This is a genomic window from Sphingopyxis sp. LARHCG72, from assembly GCF_052871675.1.
This window is the reverse complement of sequence record NZ_JBIXJU010000001.1, coordinates 840,697-855,216: the sequence shown is the minus strand read 5'-3', so window position 1 is coordinate 855,216 and position 14,520 is coordinate 840,697. Positions and strand designations below refer to the sequence as shown.

18 protein-coding genes are annotated in these 14,520 nt (G+C 66.0%); 14 read left to right on the top strand and 4 right to left on the bottom strand.

Translation table 11 applies throughout. The features are described from left to right. The first annotated feature begins 66 nt into the window (after positions 1 to 66). On the top strand, positions 67 to 390 hold the full coding sequence (locus tag ACIPPQ_RS04175; protein WP_446542931.1) for a YnfA family protein: 324 nt from the start codon (positions 67 to 69) through the stop codon (positions 388 to 390). Here the strand turns inward: ACIPPQ_RS04175 and ACIPPQ_RS04170 are convergent. Continuing rightward, a complete protein-coding gene (locus ACIPPQ_RS04170) occupies positions 387 to 1,100 on the bottom strand; it encodes an arylesterase (protein ID WP_446542930.1) in 714 nt (237 codons plus the stop codon). The genes ACIPPQ_RS04175 and ACIPPQ_RS04170 overlap by 4 nt on opposite strands. A gap of 47 nt (positions 1,101 to 1,147) precedes the next feature. Between ACIPPQ_RS04170 and ACIPPQ_RS04165 the strand changes: the two genes are divergently transcribed. Beyond that, the gene (locus ACIPPQ_RS04165) at positions 1,148 to 1,819 is read left to right on the top strand and encodes an ABC transporter ATP-binding protein (RefSeq protein ID WP_446542929.1); all 672 of its coding nucleotides are present in this window, start codon (positions 1,148 to 1,150) and stop codon (positions 1,817 to 1,819) included. Beyond that, positions 1,820 to 4,321 (top strand): ABC transporter permease, encoded by a 2,502-nt coding sequence (locus ACIPPQ_RS04160; protein WP_446542928.1) that lies wholly within the window; start codon positions 1,820 to 1,822, stop codon positions 4,319 to 4,321. It begins immediately after the preceding gene. Here ACIPPQ_RS04160 and ACIPPQ_RS04155 read toward each other — a convergent pair. Continuing rightward, on the bottom strand, positions 4,318 to 5,079 hold the full coding sequence (locus ACIPPQ_RS04155; RefSeq protein WP_446542927.1) for a sulfite exporter TauE/SafE family protein: 762 nt from the start codon (positions 5,077 to 5,079) through the stop codon (positions 4,318 to 4,320). The two genes, ACIPPQ_RS04160 and ACIPPQ_RS04155, sit on opposite strands and share 4 nt — an antisense overlap. After that, positions 5,076 to 7,082 (bottom strand): threonine--tRNA ligase, encoded by a 2,007-nt coding sequence (thrS, locus tag ACIPPQ_RS04150; RefSeq protein WP_446542926.1) that lies wholly within the window; start codon positions 7,080 to 7,082, stop codon positions 5,076 to 5,078. Before thrS ends, ACIPPQ_RS04155 begins: the two co-directional genes overlap by 4 nt. A gap of 146 nt (positions 7,083 to 7,228) precedes the next feature. On the opposite strand from thrS, the gene ACIPPQ_RS04145 reads away from it, so the two are divergent. The 11 genes from ACIPPQ_RS04145 to ACIPPQ_RS04095 all read left to right on the top strand — a co-directional run bounded on the left by ACIPPQ_RS04145 (position 7,229) and on the right by ACIPPQ_RS04095 (position 12,639). Beyond that, positions 7,229 to 7,651: a MerC family mercury resistance protein gene (locus tag ACIPPQ_RS04145; protein ID WP_446542925.1), complete on the top strand. Its 423-nt coding sequence runs from the start codon at positions 7,229 to 7,231 to the stop codon at positions 7,649 to 7,651. Next, positions 7,648 to 8,019 carry a VOC family protein gene (locus ACIPPQ_RS04140; RefSeq protein WP_446542924.1) on the top strand — a complete coding sequence of 124 codons (372 nt, stop codon included), beginning with the start codon at positions 7,648 to 7,650 and terminating at the stop codon, positions 8,017 to 8,019. Before ACIPPQ_RS04145 ends, ACIPPQ_RS04140 begins: the two co-directional genes overlap by 4 nt. 95 nt (positions 8,020 to 8,114) lie before the next feature. After that, a complete protein-coding gene (locus ACIPPQ_RS04135) occupies positions 8,115 to 8,735 on the top strand; it encodes a hypothetical protein (protein ID WP_446542923.1) in 621 nt (206 codons plus the stop codon). Continuing rightward, complete coding sequence (locus tag ACIPPQ_RS04130) at positions 8,732 to 8,926, top strand: helix-turn-helix transcriptional regulator (RefSeq protein ID WP_446542922.1); 195 nt, start codon at positions 8,732 to 8,734, stop codon at positions 8,924 to 8,926. The genes ACIPPQ_RS04135 and ACIPPQ_RS04130 overlap by 4 nt, the downstream gene beginning before the upstream one ends. An 80-nt stretch (positions 8,927 to 9,006) precedes the next feature. After that, positions 9,007 to 9,261, top strand: coding sequence for a DUF6356 family protein (locus tag ACIPPQ_RS04125; protein ID WP_037511175.1), 255 nt, complete (start codon positions 9,007 to 9,009; stop codon positions 9,259 to 9,261). Further along, positions 9,258 to 10,022: an alpha/beta fold hydrolase gene (locus ACIPPQ_RS04120; RefSeq protein WP_446543109.1), complete on the top strand. Its 765-nt coding sequence runs from the start codon at positions 9,258 to 9,260 to the stop codon at positions 10,020 to 10,022. The genes ACIPPQ_RS04125 and ACIPPQ_RS04120 overlap by 4 nt, the downstream gene beginning before the upstream one ends. Before the next feature lie 9 nt (positions 10,023 to 10,031). Next, positions 10,032 to 10,469, top strand: a complete 438-nt coding sequence (locus ACIPPQ_RS04115; protein ID WP_446542921.1) for an acyl-CoA thioesterase — start codon at positions 10,032 to 10,034, stop codon at positions 10,467 to 10,469. A 9-nt stretch (positions 10,470 to 10,478) separates the two neighbouring features. Continuing rightward, positions 10,479 to 10,916 carry a VOC family protein gene (locus ACIPPQ_RS04110; protein WP_446542920.1) on the top strand — a complete coding sequence of 146 codons (438 nt, stop codon included), beginning with the start codon at positions 10,479 to 10,481 and terminating at the stop codon, positions 10,914 to 10,916. A gap of 10 nt (positions 10,917 to 10,926) precedes the next feature. Continuing rightward, positions 10,927 to 11,334, top strand: coding sequence for a VOC family protein (locus ACIPPQ_RS04105; protein ID WP_446542919.1), 408 nt, complete (start codon positions 10,927 to 10,929; stop codon positions 11,332 to 11,334). 68 nt (positions 11,335 to 11,402) lie between these two features. Continuing rightward, the gene (gloB, locus tag ACIPPQ_RS04100; RefSeq protein WP_446542918.1) at positions 11,403 to 12,131 is read left to right on the top strand and encodes a hydroxyacylglutathione hydrolase; all 729 of its coding nucleotides are present in this window, start codon (positions 11,403 to 11,405) and stop codon (positions 12,129 to 12,131) included. Between the two features lie 61 nt (positions 12,132 to 12,192). Beyond that, positions 12,193 to 12,639: a hypothetical protein gene (locus ACIPPQ_RS04095; RefSeq protein WP_327455247.1), complete on the top strand. Its 447-nt coding sequence runs from the start codon at positions 12,193 to 12,195 to the stop codon at positions 12,637 to 12,639. A 74-nt stretch (positions 12,640 to 12,713) separates the two neighbouring features. Here ACIPPQ_RS04095 and ACIPPQ_RS04090 read toward each other — a convergent pair whose 3' ends face one another. Further along, the gene (locus tag ACIPPQ_RS04090; protein ID WP_446542917.1) at positions 12,714 to 14,519 is read right to left on the bottom strand and encodes an AMP-dependent synthetase/ligase; all 1,806 of its coding nucleotides are present in this window, start codon (positions 14,517 to 14,519) and stop codon (positions 12,714 to 12,716) included. Between the last annotated feature and the right edge of the window lies 1 nt (position 14,520).

Sequence of the window (14,520 nt, the reverse complement as noted above, 5' to 3'; positions counted from 1 at the left end):
AAACAGGAAGGGGCGGCCTCGCGGTCGCCCCTTTTCTTTTGTGTGCGATCCCGCCACGGTGAACCGATGACGGCATGGGCATATATCGGCGCGGCGCTCGCTGAAATCGCAGGCTGCTTCGCTTTCTGGGCGTGGCTGCGGATGGACAAGCCGGTGTGGTGGCTCGCCCCCGGAATGGCATCGCTGGCGCTGTTCGCTTATCTGCTCACGCTCGTCGACGCCGAACATGCCGGGCGCACTTACGCGGCCTATGGCGGCGTTTATATCGTGGCGGCGCTGGCATGGCTGTGGGCAGTCGAGGGTGCGAAACCCGACCGCTGGGACCTGATCGGCGTCGCCGTGTGCCTCGGCGGCGCGGCGATCATCCTGTTCGGACCGCGCGCGAGCTAGCCCGTATTCGGCAGCGCCTGTTCGACCAGCGGCGCCAGTCCCTCTGCAACGATCTTCACCCCCTTGGCATTGGGATGCATGTTGTCGCCGAGCATCAGCGCCTTGTCGGTGACGACATTGTCGAGGATGAAGGGATAGAAGCTCACGCCGTATTTCGCCGCGAGCTCGGGATAGATGGGGTTGAACTTCTTCGCATAGTCGCTGCCGAGATTGGGCGCGGCCATCATGCCGGTAAGCAGCACCGAGATTGCGCGCTTTTTGAGTTCGGCGAGCATCGCGTCGAGATTGGCGCGCGTCTGGTCGGGCCCGATGCCACGCAACATGTCGTTGCCGCCGAGCCCGAGGATGACGAGCGCGGGCTTCGCCTTCGCATTGTCGAGCACATAGGTCAGCCGCTGGCGCCCCGCGGCGGTGGTATCGCCCGAAACGCCCGCATTCTGGACGCGCGCGACGACGCCATCGTCGGCGAGCGCGGCCTGCAATTGTGGTGCAAGCCCTTCCTTTGGGCCGAGCTGGTAGCCCGCGTAGAGGCTGTCGCCGAATGCGATCACGAGCGGCGCATCGGCGGGGATCGCGGGCGCCGCCTTCGCCGCGACCTTGTCGTTGGTCGAAGCCGGCGGGTTTTCCGCCGATCCGCACCCGGCGAGCGGTTGGCAAAGCGCGATTGCGCAACCATATATCAGGAAAGAGCGCCATCCGGCCGTTCTCATTTCAAAGGGTCCTTTCCTTGCCCGACGCCCAACGACAATCGCCAAGCGTGGCGATCGCCGCCCACAATGTGACGCTCACGCTCGGAAGCGACAAGGCCCCGGTTGAAATTTTACGCGGCGTCGACCTCGAGGTCGAAGCCGGAACCTCGGTCGCGCTGCTCGGCCCGTCGGGGTCGGGCAAAAGCTCGCTGATGGCGGTTCTCGCCGGGCTCGAACGCGCGAACGGCGGCAGCATCAACGTTGCCGGACTCGACTTTGCGACGATGGACGAGGACGACCTCGCCCGCGCACGCCGCGGCCGGATCGGCATCGTGTTGCAGGCGTTCCACCTGCTCCCGACGATGACCGCGCTCGAAAATGTCGCCGTGCCGCTCGAACTCGCAGGAATAGCCGACCCGTTCGGACGCGCCGCCGCCGAACTCGAAGCCGTCGGCCTCGGTCATCGCCTCACCCATTATCCCGCGCAGCTGTCGGGCGGCGAGCAACAGCGCGTCGCCATCGCGCGCGCGATGGCGAGTTCGCCCGCGATCATCTTTGCCGACGAGCCGACGGGCAATCTCGACACCGCGACCGGCCACGCGATCATCGACCTGATCTTCGCGCGCAGCGCCGCACTCGGTGCGACCTTGCTGATCATCACCCACGATCCCGAACTCGCCGAACATTGCGACCGCGTCGTCGTGATGCACGACGGCAAGATCGAAGAGCGGGCCGCCTAGGTGCTCCCGCTCGCCGCGCTCTGGCGGATCGCGCGCCGCGACCTCGCGACGCGCATCCGGGGCCTGCGCCTCCTCGCCGTCTGTCTGTTCCTCGGCGTGGCGACGCTCGCCGCGATCGGCAGCCTGACGAGCGGCATCACCTCCGAACTCGAAGTGCGCGGGCAGACGATCCTCGGCGGAGACGTCGAATTCAGCCTGCCGCAGCGTGAAGCGACCGCCGACGAAATGGCGGGCTTCCGCCGCGTAGGCACGCCGTCGGCGACGATCCGGATGCGCGCGATGGCGAATGCGCCGGGCGGCGATGCGCTACTGTCCGAATTGAAGGCGGTCGACGCCGCCTATCCGCTCTATGGCACGATGCGGCTGGAGAGCGGCGCGCGCAAAGGCCCGCCGCCGCCGGGCGGAATCTGGATCGGGAAGGATCTCGCGTCGCGGCTCGACCTCAAGGTCGGTGGCGGCGTGAAGTTCGGCGACAAGATTTTCCGCATCGACGGGATTATCGCCGAGGAACCCGACCGGCTCGGCGAAGGATTCACCCTTGGCCCCGTCGCGATCATCGGCCTCGCCGACCTGCCCGCGACGCAGCTCGTCCAGCCGGGCAGCCTGTACGAAAGCAAATATCGCGTCCGCCTGCCGGACAGCGCGAACCCCGAAGCGGTCGGCAAGGCGCTGACCGCCGAATTCCCCGACGCCGGCTGGGACATCACCGACAGCAGCAACGGAGCCCCCGGAACGCGACGTTTCATCGAACGCATGGGGCAATTCCTGTCGCTCGTCGGCCTTGCCGCGCTGGTGATCGCGGGCATCGGCGTCGGCAACGGCGTCGCGAGCTATCTCGCGGGCAAGCGCCCCGGCCTCGCGACGCTGAAGGTGCTTGGCGCCGACAGCGCCGCGGTGCTGCGCATCTATGGCTTGCAGATACTGGCGGTCGCCGCGGTATCGATCCTCGCCGGGCTGATCGTCGGCGCGATTGCGCCCGTAGCGATCGGCGCGATCGCGGGCGACGTGCTGCCGGTGCGGCCGGGCTTCGCGCTCTATCCGCTGCCGCTCGCCGTCAGTGCAGCCTATGGCCTGCTCATCGCCATCGCCTTTGCGCTCCCGCCGCTCGCGGCGACGAAACATGTGCCCGCTGCGGGGCTCTACCGCGCGACCGTCGACCGCGCAGCACGGATCGACCGGCCGGCGTTGGCCGCCGTCGCCGCTGCTTTCCTCGCGATCGTTGCGCTCGCGGTCGGCACCGCGCGCGAACCCTTGTTCGCTTTGGGCTTCATCGGCGCGGCGGTCGGCCTGTTGCTGATCCTCGTCGGGCTCGGCTGGCTGGTGCGCCGCACCGCGAGCCGCCTGCCGCGGCCGAAACGTCCCTTGTTCCGCCTTGCCCTCGCAAACCTGCACCGGCCGGGCGCAGCAACCGGGGCGCTGGTCGTGGCGCTGGGGCTCGGCCTGACGCTGTTCGTCACGCTTGCCGCGATCCAGACGAGCATCACCGCCGAGATTGCGCGCACCGTGCCGCAACGCGCGCCGAGCTTTTTCGTGCTCGACGTGCCGCGCGATGATGCGGCCGGGTTCCGTTCGCTGGTGACCAAGGCCGCGCCCGACGCGCAGATCAACATGATCCCCGCGCTGCGCGGCAGCGTCACCGAATTTCGCGGGCAACGCGTCGACGAACTTGCCGAACTGCCCGAGGGCGCGTGGGTGCTGCGCGGCGACCGCGGGCTGACCTATAGCCCCGTCCTGCCCAACGGCAGCGAACTAGTCAGCGGGAAATGGTGGGCGGCCGATTACAAGGGCCCGCCGCTGGTCAGCGTCGAAGAGGAAGTCGCAGCGTCGCTGGGGCTGAAGATCGGCGATACCCTGTCGGTCAACGTGCTGGGGGTCGAGGTGCAGGCGAAGGTCGCATCCACGCGTACCGTGAGCTGGGACAATTTCGGGCTCAACTATGTGCTCGTCTTCTCGCCCGGCACCTTCGACGCCGCGCCGCACAATATGGTCGCGACGGTTGCGGTCGGGCCCGAGGCCGAGGTCGAACTCGCGCGCAGCATCCCGCGCGCCTTACCGTCGGCGTCGCTGATCGCGGTGCGCGATGTCGTGAGCCAGGTGACGACCCTGCTCACCCAGATGAGCCAGGCGATCGCCGCGGCGGCGAGCATCGCGATCCTCGCCGGCATCGCGGTGCTGATCGGCGCGATCGCCGCAAGCCGTGAGCGGCGCGTCTACGACAGCGTTATCCTGAAGCTGCTCGGCGCGACGCGCGGGCAGATACTGGGCGCACAGGCGATGGAATATGCCGTGCTCGCGGCGATCCTCGCCATACTCGCGCTCGGGCTCGGGCTGATTGCGGCGCGCTATGTCGTCGTCAGCCTGTTCGACTTCACCTTCGCGCCCGATCCGTTCATCGTCGGCGCGACGTTGGTCGGCGGCGCGGGGCTCGCCTTCCTGATCGGGATCGCGGGAAGTTGGCCGTTGCTGTCGGCGAAGCCCGCGCAAGCGCTCCGCAGCCTCTAGTTCAGGAGACGGACGACCGCCGACACCGCGGCGACGCCGAGCACGACCGCGACCATCGCCTGCCAGATATGCGGCGGCACGCGGCCGAAGGCGCGCGCGCCGAAATAATTGCCGAACCACATCGGCAGGAAGAGCAGGGCCGCGAGCAGGAAGAGCCGCCAGGTCGCGATCCCGACCCAGAGCGCGGCGAGCGTGCCTGCAATCGCGGTGCCGAAGAAAATGAGCAGCATCGACGCCCGCGCGACTTTCGGTTCGAGGTGGCGGCGCAGGTAAAAGGGCACGACCGGCGGGCCCGGCATCGCGGCGAAGCCGGTAAGGATGCCGGACGAAATGCCCGTGACCGCCACTGCGGCGCGCCCGGGGCGATGCCCCTCGGGCTGCTTGGGCAGCAGCACTGCAACGAACGCCCCGACCGCGACGAGCGTGATCAGCAACCGCGCGACATCGGGCGTCGTCGCGTCGAGTGCGACCATGCCGAGCGGCGTCGTCACCATCGCAAGCAGCGCGATCGGCACCGCGGTCGCGCGGTCGGCGTCGGCCATGATGATGCGAATGCCGACCGGCCCGATGAGCAACTGCAGCAGGATGCCGAGCACCACCGCCTCGCCGGGTGCAATGATCAGCCCGAGCAGGGGCACAAGAATGATCGCCATGCCGAAGCCGGTGAGCCCGCGCACATAGGCAGCGCCAAAGGTCATCGCCGCCGCGCCCGCAATGGTGAGCGGCGCGAGGCCGACCAGCTGTTGCAGCCCGTTCACCCGGCGCGCAAATCGGGCGGGGTCGCCTCACCCTTCAGCATCGCGATCGCTTCGGCGAGCGGCATGATGCGCTGGCCGTCCTGCCCGAGCGTGCGGATCGCGACGGTGCCTTCCTCGGCCTCGCGATTGCCGACGACAAGCAGGTAGGGGACCTTGGCGAGGCTGTGTTCGCGCACCTTGTAGTTGATCTTTTCGTTGCGAACGTCGCTTTCGGCGCGGATGCCCGCCGCGACAAGCTGCGCCACTGCGTCCTTCGCATAATCGTCGGCGTCGCTGACGATCGTCGCGACAACCGCCTGCACCGGCGCCAGCCACGTCGGGAAGCGGCCCGCGAAATGCTCGATCAAAATGCCGATGAAGCGCTCGTAGGTACCGAGGATCGCGCGGTGGAGCATCACCGGACGGTGGCGCTCGCCGTCCTCGCCGATATAGCTCGCATCGAGGCGTTCGGGCATCACGCGGTCGGACTGGATCGTCCCGCATTGCCACGTCCGGCCGATCGCATCGGTCAGGTGGAATTCGAGCTTGGGCGCATAGAAGGCGCCCTCGCCCGGCAGTTCTTCCCAGCCATAATCGTCGTTCGCCATGCCCGCGCGTTCGACGGCTTCGCGGAGCTCGGCCTCGGCCTTGTCCCACATCTCGTCGGTGCCGAAGCGCATGTCGGGGCGCAGCGCGAGCTTCACCGCATATTTTTCGAAGCCGAGCTGCTTGTAGACGCGGTCGAGCAGCGCGCAGAAATCGCGTACCTCCTCGACGATCTGGTCCTCGCGGCAGAAGATATGGCCGTCGTCCTGTGTGAACTGGCGCACGCGCATGATGCCGTGCAGCGCGCCGTGCGGCTCGTTGCGGTGACAGCAGCCCATTTCGGCCATGCGCAGCGGCAGGTCGCGGTACGACTTCATGCCCTGACGGAAGATCAGGACGTGTGCGGGGCAGTTCATCGGCTTCAGCGCCATCCACTCGGCGTCGTCGGAAACGATCGGGCCTTCGTCCTCGATATTCGGCACCTCGTCTGGGATGACGAACATATTCTCACGATATTTGCCCCAGTGACCCGACTGCTCCCACTGGCGCGCGTCCATCACCTGCGGGGTCTTGACCTCCTGATAGCCCGAACCGTCGATCGCGCGGCGCATATAGGCTTCGAGCTCGCGATAGATGCGATAGCCCTTGGGATGCCAGAAGACGCTGCCATGCGCCTCTTCCTGCAGGTGGAACAGGTCCATCTCGCGCCCGATCTTGCGGTGGTCGCGCTTCGCGGCTTCCTCCAGCCGGACGAGATGTTCGGCGAGCTGCTTCTTGTTGAGCCAGCCGGTGCCGTAGATGCGGCTGAGCTGCGCATTTTTCTGGTCGCCGCGCCAATAGGCGCCCGACACGCGCGTCAGCTTGAACGCCGCGGGGTCGAGCTTGCCCGTCGAGGCGAGGTGCGGGCCGCGGCACATGTCCATCCACCCTTCGCCGCTGCGATAGACGGTGAGTTCCTCGCCCTGCGGCAGTTCGGCGGCCCACTCGGCCTTGAAGCTCTCGCCCTCGGCAGCCCATTTGGCGATCAGCTTGTCGCGCTCCCAGACCTCGCGCGTCAGCGGCAGGTCGGCGGCGATGATCTTGCGCATCTCCTCCTCGATCAGCGGCAGTTCGTCGTCGCGGAACGGACCATGCTCGGCGGTCGGCGCGAAGTCGTAATAGAAGCCGTCGTTCGTCGACGGACCGAAGGTGATCTGCGTGCCCGGGAAGAGGTTCTGCACCGCCTCGGCGAGGACGTGGGCATAGTCGTGGCGAAAGAGTTCGAGCGCGTCGGCCTCGTCGCGGCTCGTCACCAGCGCGAGGTTCGTGTCTTCCTCGAGCGGGCGCATGATATCGCGCAGCTCGCCGTCGATCTTTGCGGCAAGCGCGGCCTTCGCAAGGCCGGGTCCGATGTCGGCCGCGATCTGCGCCGCGGTAGTGCCGCGCACGACTTCACGGGCAGAGCCATCGGGAAGGGTGACGCGGATCATCTGGGACATCGAAAAACTGGCCTTTCTGGCGGGGTAAAACAGCGCCCCTTTGCCAGCATGCGATATGGGCGGCAAGGGGCGGATTCACAACAGGACTTGCAATGATATAATGTATCATTATCTGGCATGCGAGCCCCTCCCGCGAAAGAAACCCTATGTGCCTCCCCGCCGCGCGCCCGCGCCTTGCCGACCTGACGGGGCTTGCCCTGTCCTTTACCTGCCTGCTCCACTGCCTCGCGCTGCCGCTCGTCCTCCTGCTCGCGCCCGCGCTGAGCCGATGGATCGCGCTGCCCGAGGGGGTTCATGCGGCGATATTGCTGCTGGCCTTGCCCGCAGCCGCGATCGCGATGCGCGATGGGTGGAGACAGCATCGGCGGATCGCGCCCGCAGCGCTCGCGACCATCGGGCTGGGCCTCCTCGCACTGGGCCTGTCCGCGCACGAGGGGTGGATCGCCGCCGCCGATCCCGAGGCCGCCGACCGCCTGCTGACCTCGGTCGGCGCGCTGACGCTCGCCGCCGCGCATCTCGTCAACTGGCGCTGGCGTCACCGGAGCGGCGGGCATAAGCTGCCGGCATGACCGACGCCCCGCCCCACCACATCGCCGCGATCCTGCCGTGCAGCGACCTCGAAGCCAGTACCGCCTTTTATGAACGGCTCGGCCTGTCGGTCGTCAGCGACTATGGTACGTACCGCCTGCTCGAAGACGGTAAGGGATGGCAGCTTCACCTGACCAATGAATTGGGCCCGACCTGGCCCGAACGCGATCAGAATCCCTTCGGCCTCTATCTTTACAGCGAACAGGTCGACGAACTGGCCGAGCGCGTGCGCGACGCGATCCTCGGCCCGGTGAAGGCACCGACGCACAAGCCATGGGGCATGTACGAGTTCGCGCTCTCCGATCCCGACGAAACGCTCGTCCGCATCGGATGGCCGAGCCGCCGATAGCCAAAACAGCACCCTTGTCATTATGTAAATGAAACTTGACTCTACCGCCGGAAGCAATGTAAAGCTCCCTTGTCTTTTAGATGAGGAAGTTTGACATGCCCGAAAAGGCTGCAAAAGTTGAAACCGGCTTCGCGGGTCGCCAGCCGGGGTTGTGGGCGGGCGCCTTCGCGCTGGCGTTGTGCGCGATCGCCTATTTCGAACATCGCGGCTTTCTGGGCGGCTGGAGTTCGCTACCCTTTGTCGCAGCGGCGACGCTGCTTCTCTTTCCCCTCACGAAGGCGGCGAACAATCGGCAGGCCGCTGCAGGCGCGCTATCGCCGGCGACGCGGCGATATAATCGGCGCATGCTGATCTGGTCCCTCAGCTATGTCCTGTGCCTGGGCATAGCTATGACCGTTCGCAACTACCTCCACCCGCAAGGCGCGCTGCTATGGGGGATCGCCGTGCTGCCATCGGCACCGATGCTCTTCTTCGTGTGGGTGCTGGCGCGTTATGTCGTCGAGGAAGAGGATGAATATCTGCGCTATCGCCAGACGAGCGCCGCCCTGATCGGACTCGCACTCGTCCTTCTGGCCGGAACGCTGTGGGGCTTTCTGGAAACGTTCGGCGTCGCCCCGCATGTGCCCGCATGGTGGGTCGTGCCGGTCTGGGCGATCGGCCTGGGGCTGGGCCAGATGATCATGGCGTCGGCCGAACGGCGCGCCGACCGGACATGAAGAACCGCCTGAAAGTCCTGCGCGCCGAACGCGACTGGAGCCAGGGCGATCTTGCCGAGCGGCTGCAGGTGTCGCGCCAGTCGGTCAATGCGATCGAGACGGGCAAATACGACCCGTCGCTGCCGCTCGCCTTCCGTATCGCGGATGTCTTTGGCCTGCCGATCGAGGACATCTTCCTGCGAGAGCAATAATCGGACGGATCGGCGCGCCGGTCTTGCGGCAACGGACCTCGCCCGCTAGGGCGACGGCCAGCCGGAAAGGAGCCGTCCCCATGTTCAAGCGCCTGTTTGTCGACCACCCGAAGAGCGTCGATGAAAATTACATCGAGCATTTCGGCGTCGCGTCGAAATTCGGCGTCACGATGATCTATGGCGGCCTTTGCGCGCTCGTCCACGCGGTCGTCCCCGGCTGGTGCATCACGACGGGCAGTGACACGATCCAGCGACTCAACCACATCATGGTCGAAAAGCGGCGCGCCAAGGGGCAGGCCGTGATGCAGATGAGCACGATCGACTGGGTCATCTGATCCCGGTGGAGACCGTCCCCGATTACCTCGACCGTTCGGGCCGTCCGCGGCTCGCCCATCGTCATACGCCGGGCGCAGGGCCGACGATCGTCTTCCTGCCCGGTTACATGTCCGACATGGCAGGCGGCAAGGCGACCGCGCTGTTCGATTGGGCAGCCGCGGAAGGCCACGCCTGCCTGCTCCTCGACTACGCAGGATGCGGGCTGTCGGATGGACTCTTCGCCGAACAGACCTTGCTCGACTGGCGCGGCGACGTGCTCGACCTGATCGATGCGAAGGTCGAAGGGCCGGCCCTGATCGTCGGATCGTCAATGGGCGGGTGGCTGATGCTGCTCACCGCGCTGGCGCTTGTACAGCGCGACGGGCCGGGCCGCGTCGCGGGACTCGTCGGGATCGCGGCAGCGCCCGATTTCACCGACTGGGGCTTCAGCGAAGCCGAGAAGGCGATCATCCTTGCCGAGGGCGCGCTGGTCGAGGAAACGCCGTACAGCGACCAGCCCTATATGACGACGCGCGGTTTCTTCCAGTCGGGCGAAGCGAACCGCCTGCTGACAAGCGAAATCCCCCTCGCCTGCCCCGTCCGCCTGCTCCACGGCGACGAGGATGGCGACGTGCCGCCCGCCATCAGCCTCCGGCTTTCTGCCGCGCTGGCGAGCGCGGATGTACAGGTCACGCTCGTCAAAGGCGGCGACCACCGCCTGTCGCGCGACACCGATATCGCGCTGCTGATCGATACCGTCGCGCGGCTCGCGACGAACTAGGGGAACACCATGGCTCGCAGCGATTTCAAATTCAGCGTCAAGAAGCGCGTCCGTTATGCCGAGATCGATGCGCAGGCCGTTGTGTTCAACAGCCGTTATCTTGAATATTTCGACATCGGGATCACCGAATATTGGCGCGCCGCGGGCGTTTACGAACGGTGGCAGGCCAATAGCAGCCCCGAGTTTCACGTCGCGCGCGCCGAAGTCGATTACAAGGTCCCGATCCTGCTCGACGAAGAGATCGACATTTGCGTGCGCGCCGCGCGCGTCGGCAAAAGCTCGATGACGTTCCTGTTCGAACTGCACGGCGCGGGGAAAGACGACCTGCGCGCCAGCGGGCAGCTCATCAACGTCCATGTCGCCGAGGCGCAGGGCGCACCGGCGCCGGTGCCGGACGAATTCCTATTCCTGTTCGAAGCGTTTGAAGGACGCGCCCTTCGCGCCTAATATAGGCGGATGATCAAATATCTTCACACGATGATCCGCGTGTCGGATCCCGAAGCCACCGTCGCCTTCTTCAAGCTGATCGGGCTCGAAGAAACGCGCCGTTTCGACAGCGAGCAGGGACGCTTCACCCTCATCTTCCTCGCCGCCCCCGGACAGGGTGACGTGGCCGAGGTCGAGCTGACCTATAACTGGCCGCCCGCCGACGGCAGCGCGCCCGAGGAATATGCGGGCGGGCGCAATTTCGGACATCTCGCGTACCGCGTCGACGACATCTATGCGACGTGCCAGCGGCTGATGGACGCCGGGGTGACGATCAACCGCCCGCCGCGCGACGGCCATATGGCGTTCGTACGCTCGCCCGACGGCATTTCGGTCGAACTGTTGCAGGAAGGCAATCTGCCGCCACAGGAACCCTGGGCATCAATGCCCAACACGGGCGCCTGGTAGGAGCCGCACGATGCCGGGCCTGTTGATCAACATCGACGTGCCCGACCTTGCCAAGGCCGAGCATTTTTACACCGCGGCGCTGGACCTGACCGTCGGGCGCCGTTTCGACGACGACATCGTCGAACTGCTCGGCAGCGACGTTCCCATCTATCTGATCCGCAAGCCCGCGGGGTCGGCGATCGGCCCCGGGGGCGACGATTTTCGCCGGTATAACCGCCACTGGACGCCGGTGCATCCCGACTTTTCGGTCACCGGCCTCGATACCGCGATCGCGAGAGCCGTCGCCGCGGGCGCGGTGCAGGAGGGCGAGACATTGGACCTCGCCTATGGCAGACAGGCGATGTTCGCCGACCCGTTCGGCAATGGATTCTGCCTGATCGAGTTCAACGCACAGGGTTATGACGCCCTTCTGAGCTGAGCAGGCGGATCAAGGCCCCGGCGCCTCCGCTCCGTCTTGAAAGGGCGAGACGCTGGAAAGGAGATATCATGGCTGCGCTGGACATCATCCGTATTCCCGTTCTCAGCGACAATTATGTCTGGCTGGTCCATGACCCCGAAAGCAAGGCGACGATGGTCGTCGATCCGGCAGTCGCCGAGCCCGTGCTCGAAGCCGCTACGGCGCGCGGCTGGACGATCACCGATATCTGGAACACCCACTGGCACCCCGACCACACCGGGGGCAATGCGGCGATCAAGGAAGCGACCGGCTGCACGATCACCGGCCCCGCCGCCGAGTTCGCACGCATCCCGACGCTCGATGTGCAGGTGAAGGGCGGCGATACGGTCCGGCTCGGCGCGCATGTCGCGGATGTCTGGGACATGCCCGCACATACCGCGGGGCATATCGCCTATCATTTTGCGGCCGATGCCGCGATCTTCGTCGGCGACACGATGTTCGCGATGGGCTGCGGCCGCCTGTTCGAAGGCACTGCCGAACAGATGTTCGCGAACATGCAGAAGCTCGGCACGCTCAACGATGCGACGCGCGTCTACTGTGCGCACGAATATACGCTGTCGAACGCGCGCTTCGCGGTGACGGTCGACCCGCAGAACGACGCGCTCGCGGCGCGGCTGGCGGCGGTCGAGGCGGCGCGCGCCGCGGGCGAGGCGACGGTGCCGACGAGCATCGGCGAAGAACGCGCGACGAACCCCTTTCTCCGCGCGCCTAACGCGGCCGAACTCGGCCGTATCCGCGCGCTCAAGGATGCGGCATAATGCCGCTTCAGCGCCCATTCATCTGTCCCGGCCATATTGGCCGATCACAAGGAGCATTTTCATGGCGAAGCTGAACCTGATGGCCGCCGCGCTGTTGACCGCGGCCGTGCCGCTGGTCGCCGGCTGCGCGCCCGCCGGATCGGGTGAGCCCGGCGCGGCGGCGCTGACCCCGAAACAGGCTGAACAGCTCGACAAGCAGCTCGCGGGCAAGGTCCCCGGCGAGCCGGTCAAATGCCTGCCCAATTATCGCAGCAGCGACACGATCCGCGTGTCGGACAATATCCTGCTGTACCGGTCGGGCGGCAACCTCGTTTACCGCAACGACCTCCGGAGCAGCTGCCCGGGCCTTGCGCGCGACAGCGACATCATGGTCGTGCGCCAGTTCGGGTCGTCGACCTGCGCCGGCGATTTCTTCCATCTCGTCGACCGGTCGAGCGGCATTCGCGGACCGACATGCGTTTTCGGTGAATTCGTCCCCTATCGCAAACCGGCGGGGGACAAAGGCTGAGCCATTGGTTCAGTCGCAGGCGGGGTCCGGTTTGCGCCGAGCTCTTCGGGTCGCACCCCCGCCTGCTCTGATGATCACGCCCTGTAAAGCGCGGCGATCTTGTCTGCGTAGACCTGCCGCAGGATATGGCGGCGAATCTTCATCGACGGCGTCATCTGTTCATTCTCGATCGTGAAGGGCTCGTCGGCGAAGTCGAACTTGCGGACCTTTTCGATCACCGAAAGCTGGCCGTTGACGCGGTCGACCGCAGCGCGCAGCGCGGCGCGGAATTTTTCATGCTCGCGGAGGCGCTCGAGATCCTTGGGCAAGCCTTCGGCCTCGGCCCATTCAGCCATCCATTCGGGATCGGGGACGAGGATGCCGACGAGATGCGGGCGCTTGTCGCCATAGACCATCGCCTGCAAAATCTCGGGCTGGAGCGTCAGCATGCCCTCGACGCGCTGCGGCGAGACATTGTCGCCCTTGTCGTTGACGATCAGGTCCTTCTTGCGGTCGGTGATGACGATGCGGCCCTTGTCGTCGATATGCCCGATATCGCCCGTGTGCAGCCACCCATCGACGAGCACGCGCTCGGTCTCGGCCTTGTTGCGCCAATAGCCCTTCATCACCAGTTCGCCGCGCACGAGGATTTCGCCGTCGTCGGCGATCTTGACCTCTGTGTTCATCAGCGGCGGGCCGACGGTGTCCATTTTGATCCCGGCGCTGGGGCGATTGCAGCTGATCACCGGTCCGGCCTCGGTCTGGCCATAGCCTTGCAGCAGGGTCAGCCCGATCGAGTGGAAAAAGACGCCGATTTCGGGGTTGAGCGGCGCGCCGCCCGACACCAGCGCCTTCATCCGCCCGCCGAAGCGCTTGCCGATCTTGGGCCGGAACAATTTGTCGAGAATCAGGTCGACGGGGCGGTCGAGGATGCCCATCCGCCGCTCATAATCCTTTTCGCCGACGCGCAGCGCCTGGTTCAGCATCCAGTTGGCGAGCTTGCCCTGCTTCTCGACCGACTTGATCATCCGCGCCCGGATCACCTCGAACAGGCGCGGCACGACGACCATGATCGTCGGGCGGGTTTCCTCGATGTTCGAGACGAGCTTTTCGAGGCCTTCGCTGTAATAGATTTGCGCGCCCACCATGATCGGCAAAAACTGGCCGCCCGAATGTTCATAGGCGTGGCTCAATGGCAGGAAGGAGAGGAACACCTCTTCGTCGCCGATGCCGAAATCGTTGACGAGCACTTCCGCCGCGCCCGCGGCATTGTGCAGGATCGCGCCATGATGCTGCATCACGCCGCGCGGTGCGCCGCCGGTGCCGCTGGTGTAGATGAGGCACGCGGTATCTTCGCGCTTCATTGCGGCGCCGCGTGCTTTCGTTTCCTCAAGCCACGCCTCGCCGCCCTGCACGAGCGGATCCCAATCGTGGACCGCGACCTCGCCCTGCTGGCCGACGCGCAGGCTTTCCATGCTGATCACGATATGCGCCTCGGAGCGCATCACCGCGGGCATCAGCGTGCGCGCAAGCTTCGCAGTCGAAACGATCACCGCCTTGGCGCCGCTGTTGTCGAGGATGTGCTGATGGTCGCGCTCGGTGTTGGTCGTATAAGTCGGGACGGTGATGCAGCCCGCGGCCATGATGCCGAGGTCGGCGATGCACCATTCGGGACGGTTCTCGCTGACGAGCACCACCCGGTCGCCGTCCTTGAGCCCGAGTTCGCGCAAATTGTGCGCGAGCGCCGCCACCTGGTTGGCGACCTGCCGCCAGCTGAGCGGGTGCCAGGCGCGATCGGCCTTGCGCCACAGGAAGGGATCTTCGCCGCCGCGCCCCGCACGGTCGAAGAACATCGCGACCAAGCTCGAAAAATGGTCGAGATGGGGATTTGCAAGCTTCATT

What these genes read in the sequence shown, in the direction of transcription:
- ACIPPQ_RS04175 (WP_446542931.1), top strand. Translation starts at nt 67, where the DNA reads ATGACGGCATGGGCATATATCGGCGCGGCGCTCGCTGAAATCGCAGGC.
- ACIPPQ_RS04170 (WP_446542930.1), bottom strand. Translation starts at nt 1,100, where the DNA reads ATGAGAACGGCCGGATGGCGCTCTTTCCTGATATATGGTTGCGCAATC.
- thrS (WP_446542926.1), bottom strand. Translation starts at nt 7,082, where the DNA reads ATGTCCCAGATGATCCGCGTCACCCTTCCCGATGGCTCTGCCCGTGAA.
- ACIPPQ_RS04145 (WP_446542925.1), top strand. Translation starts at nt 7,229, where the DNA reads ATGTGCCTCCCCGCCGCGCGCCCGCGCCTTGCCGACCTGACGGGGCTT.
- ACIPPQ_RS04140 (WP_446542924.1), top strand. Translation starts at nt 7,648, where the DNA reads ATGACCGACGCCCCGCCCCACCACATCGCCGCGATCCTGCCGTGCAGC.
- ACIPPQ_RS04135 (WP_446542923.1), top strand. Translation starts at nt 8,115, where the DNA reads ATGCCCGAAAAGGCTGCAAAAGTTGAAACCGGCTTCGCGGGTCGCCAG.
- ACIPPQ_RS04130 (WP_446542922.1), top strand. Translation starts at nt 8,732, where the DNA reads ATGAAGAACCGCCTGAAAGTCCTGCGCGCCGAACGCGACTGGAGCCAG.
- ACIPPQ_RS04125 (WP_037511175.1), top strand. Translation starts at nt 9,007, where the DNA reads ATGTTCAAGCGCCTGTTTGTCGACCACCCGAAGAGCGTCGATGAAAAT.
- ACIPPQ_RS04115 (WP_446542921.1), top strand. Translation starts at nt 10,032, where the DNA reads ATGGCTCGCAGCGATTTCAAATTCAGCGTCAAGAAGCGCGTCCGTTAT.
- ACIPPQ_RS04110 (WP_446542920.1), top strand. Translation starts at nt 10,479, where the DNA reads ATGATCAAATATCTTCACACGATGATCCGCGTGTCGGATCCCGAAGCC.
- ACIPPQ_RS04105 (WP_446542919.1), top strand. Translation starts at nt 10,927, where the DNA reads ATGCCGGGCCTGTTGATCAACATCGACGTGCCCGACCTTGCCAAGGCC.
- gloB (WP_446542918.1), top strand. Translation starts at nt 11,403, where the DNA reads ATGGCTGCGCTGGACATCATCCGTATTCCCGTTCTCAGCGACAATTAT.
- ACIPPQ_RS04095 (WP_327455247.1), top strand. Translation starts at nt 12,193, where the DNA reads ATGGCGAAGCTGAACCTGATGGCCGCCGCGCTGTTGACCGCGGCCGTG.
- ACIPPQ_RS04090 (WP_446542917.1), bottom strand. Translation starts at nt 14,519, where the DNA reads ATGAAGCTTGCAAATCCCCATCTCGACCATTTTTCGAGCTTGGTCGCG.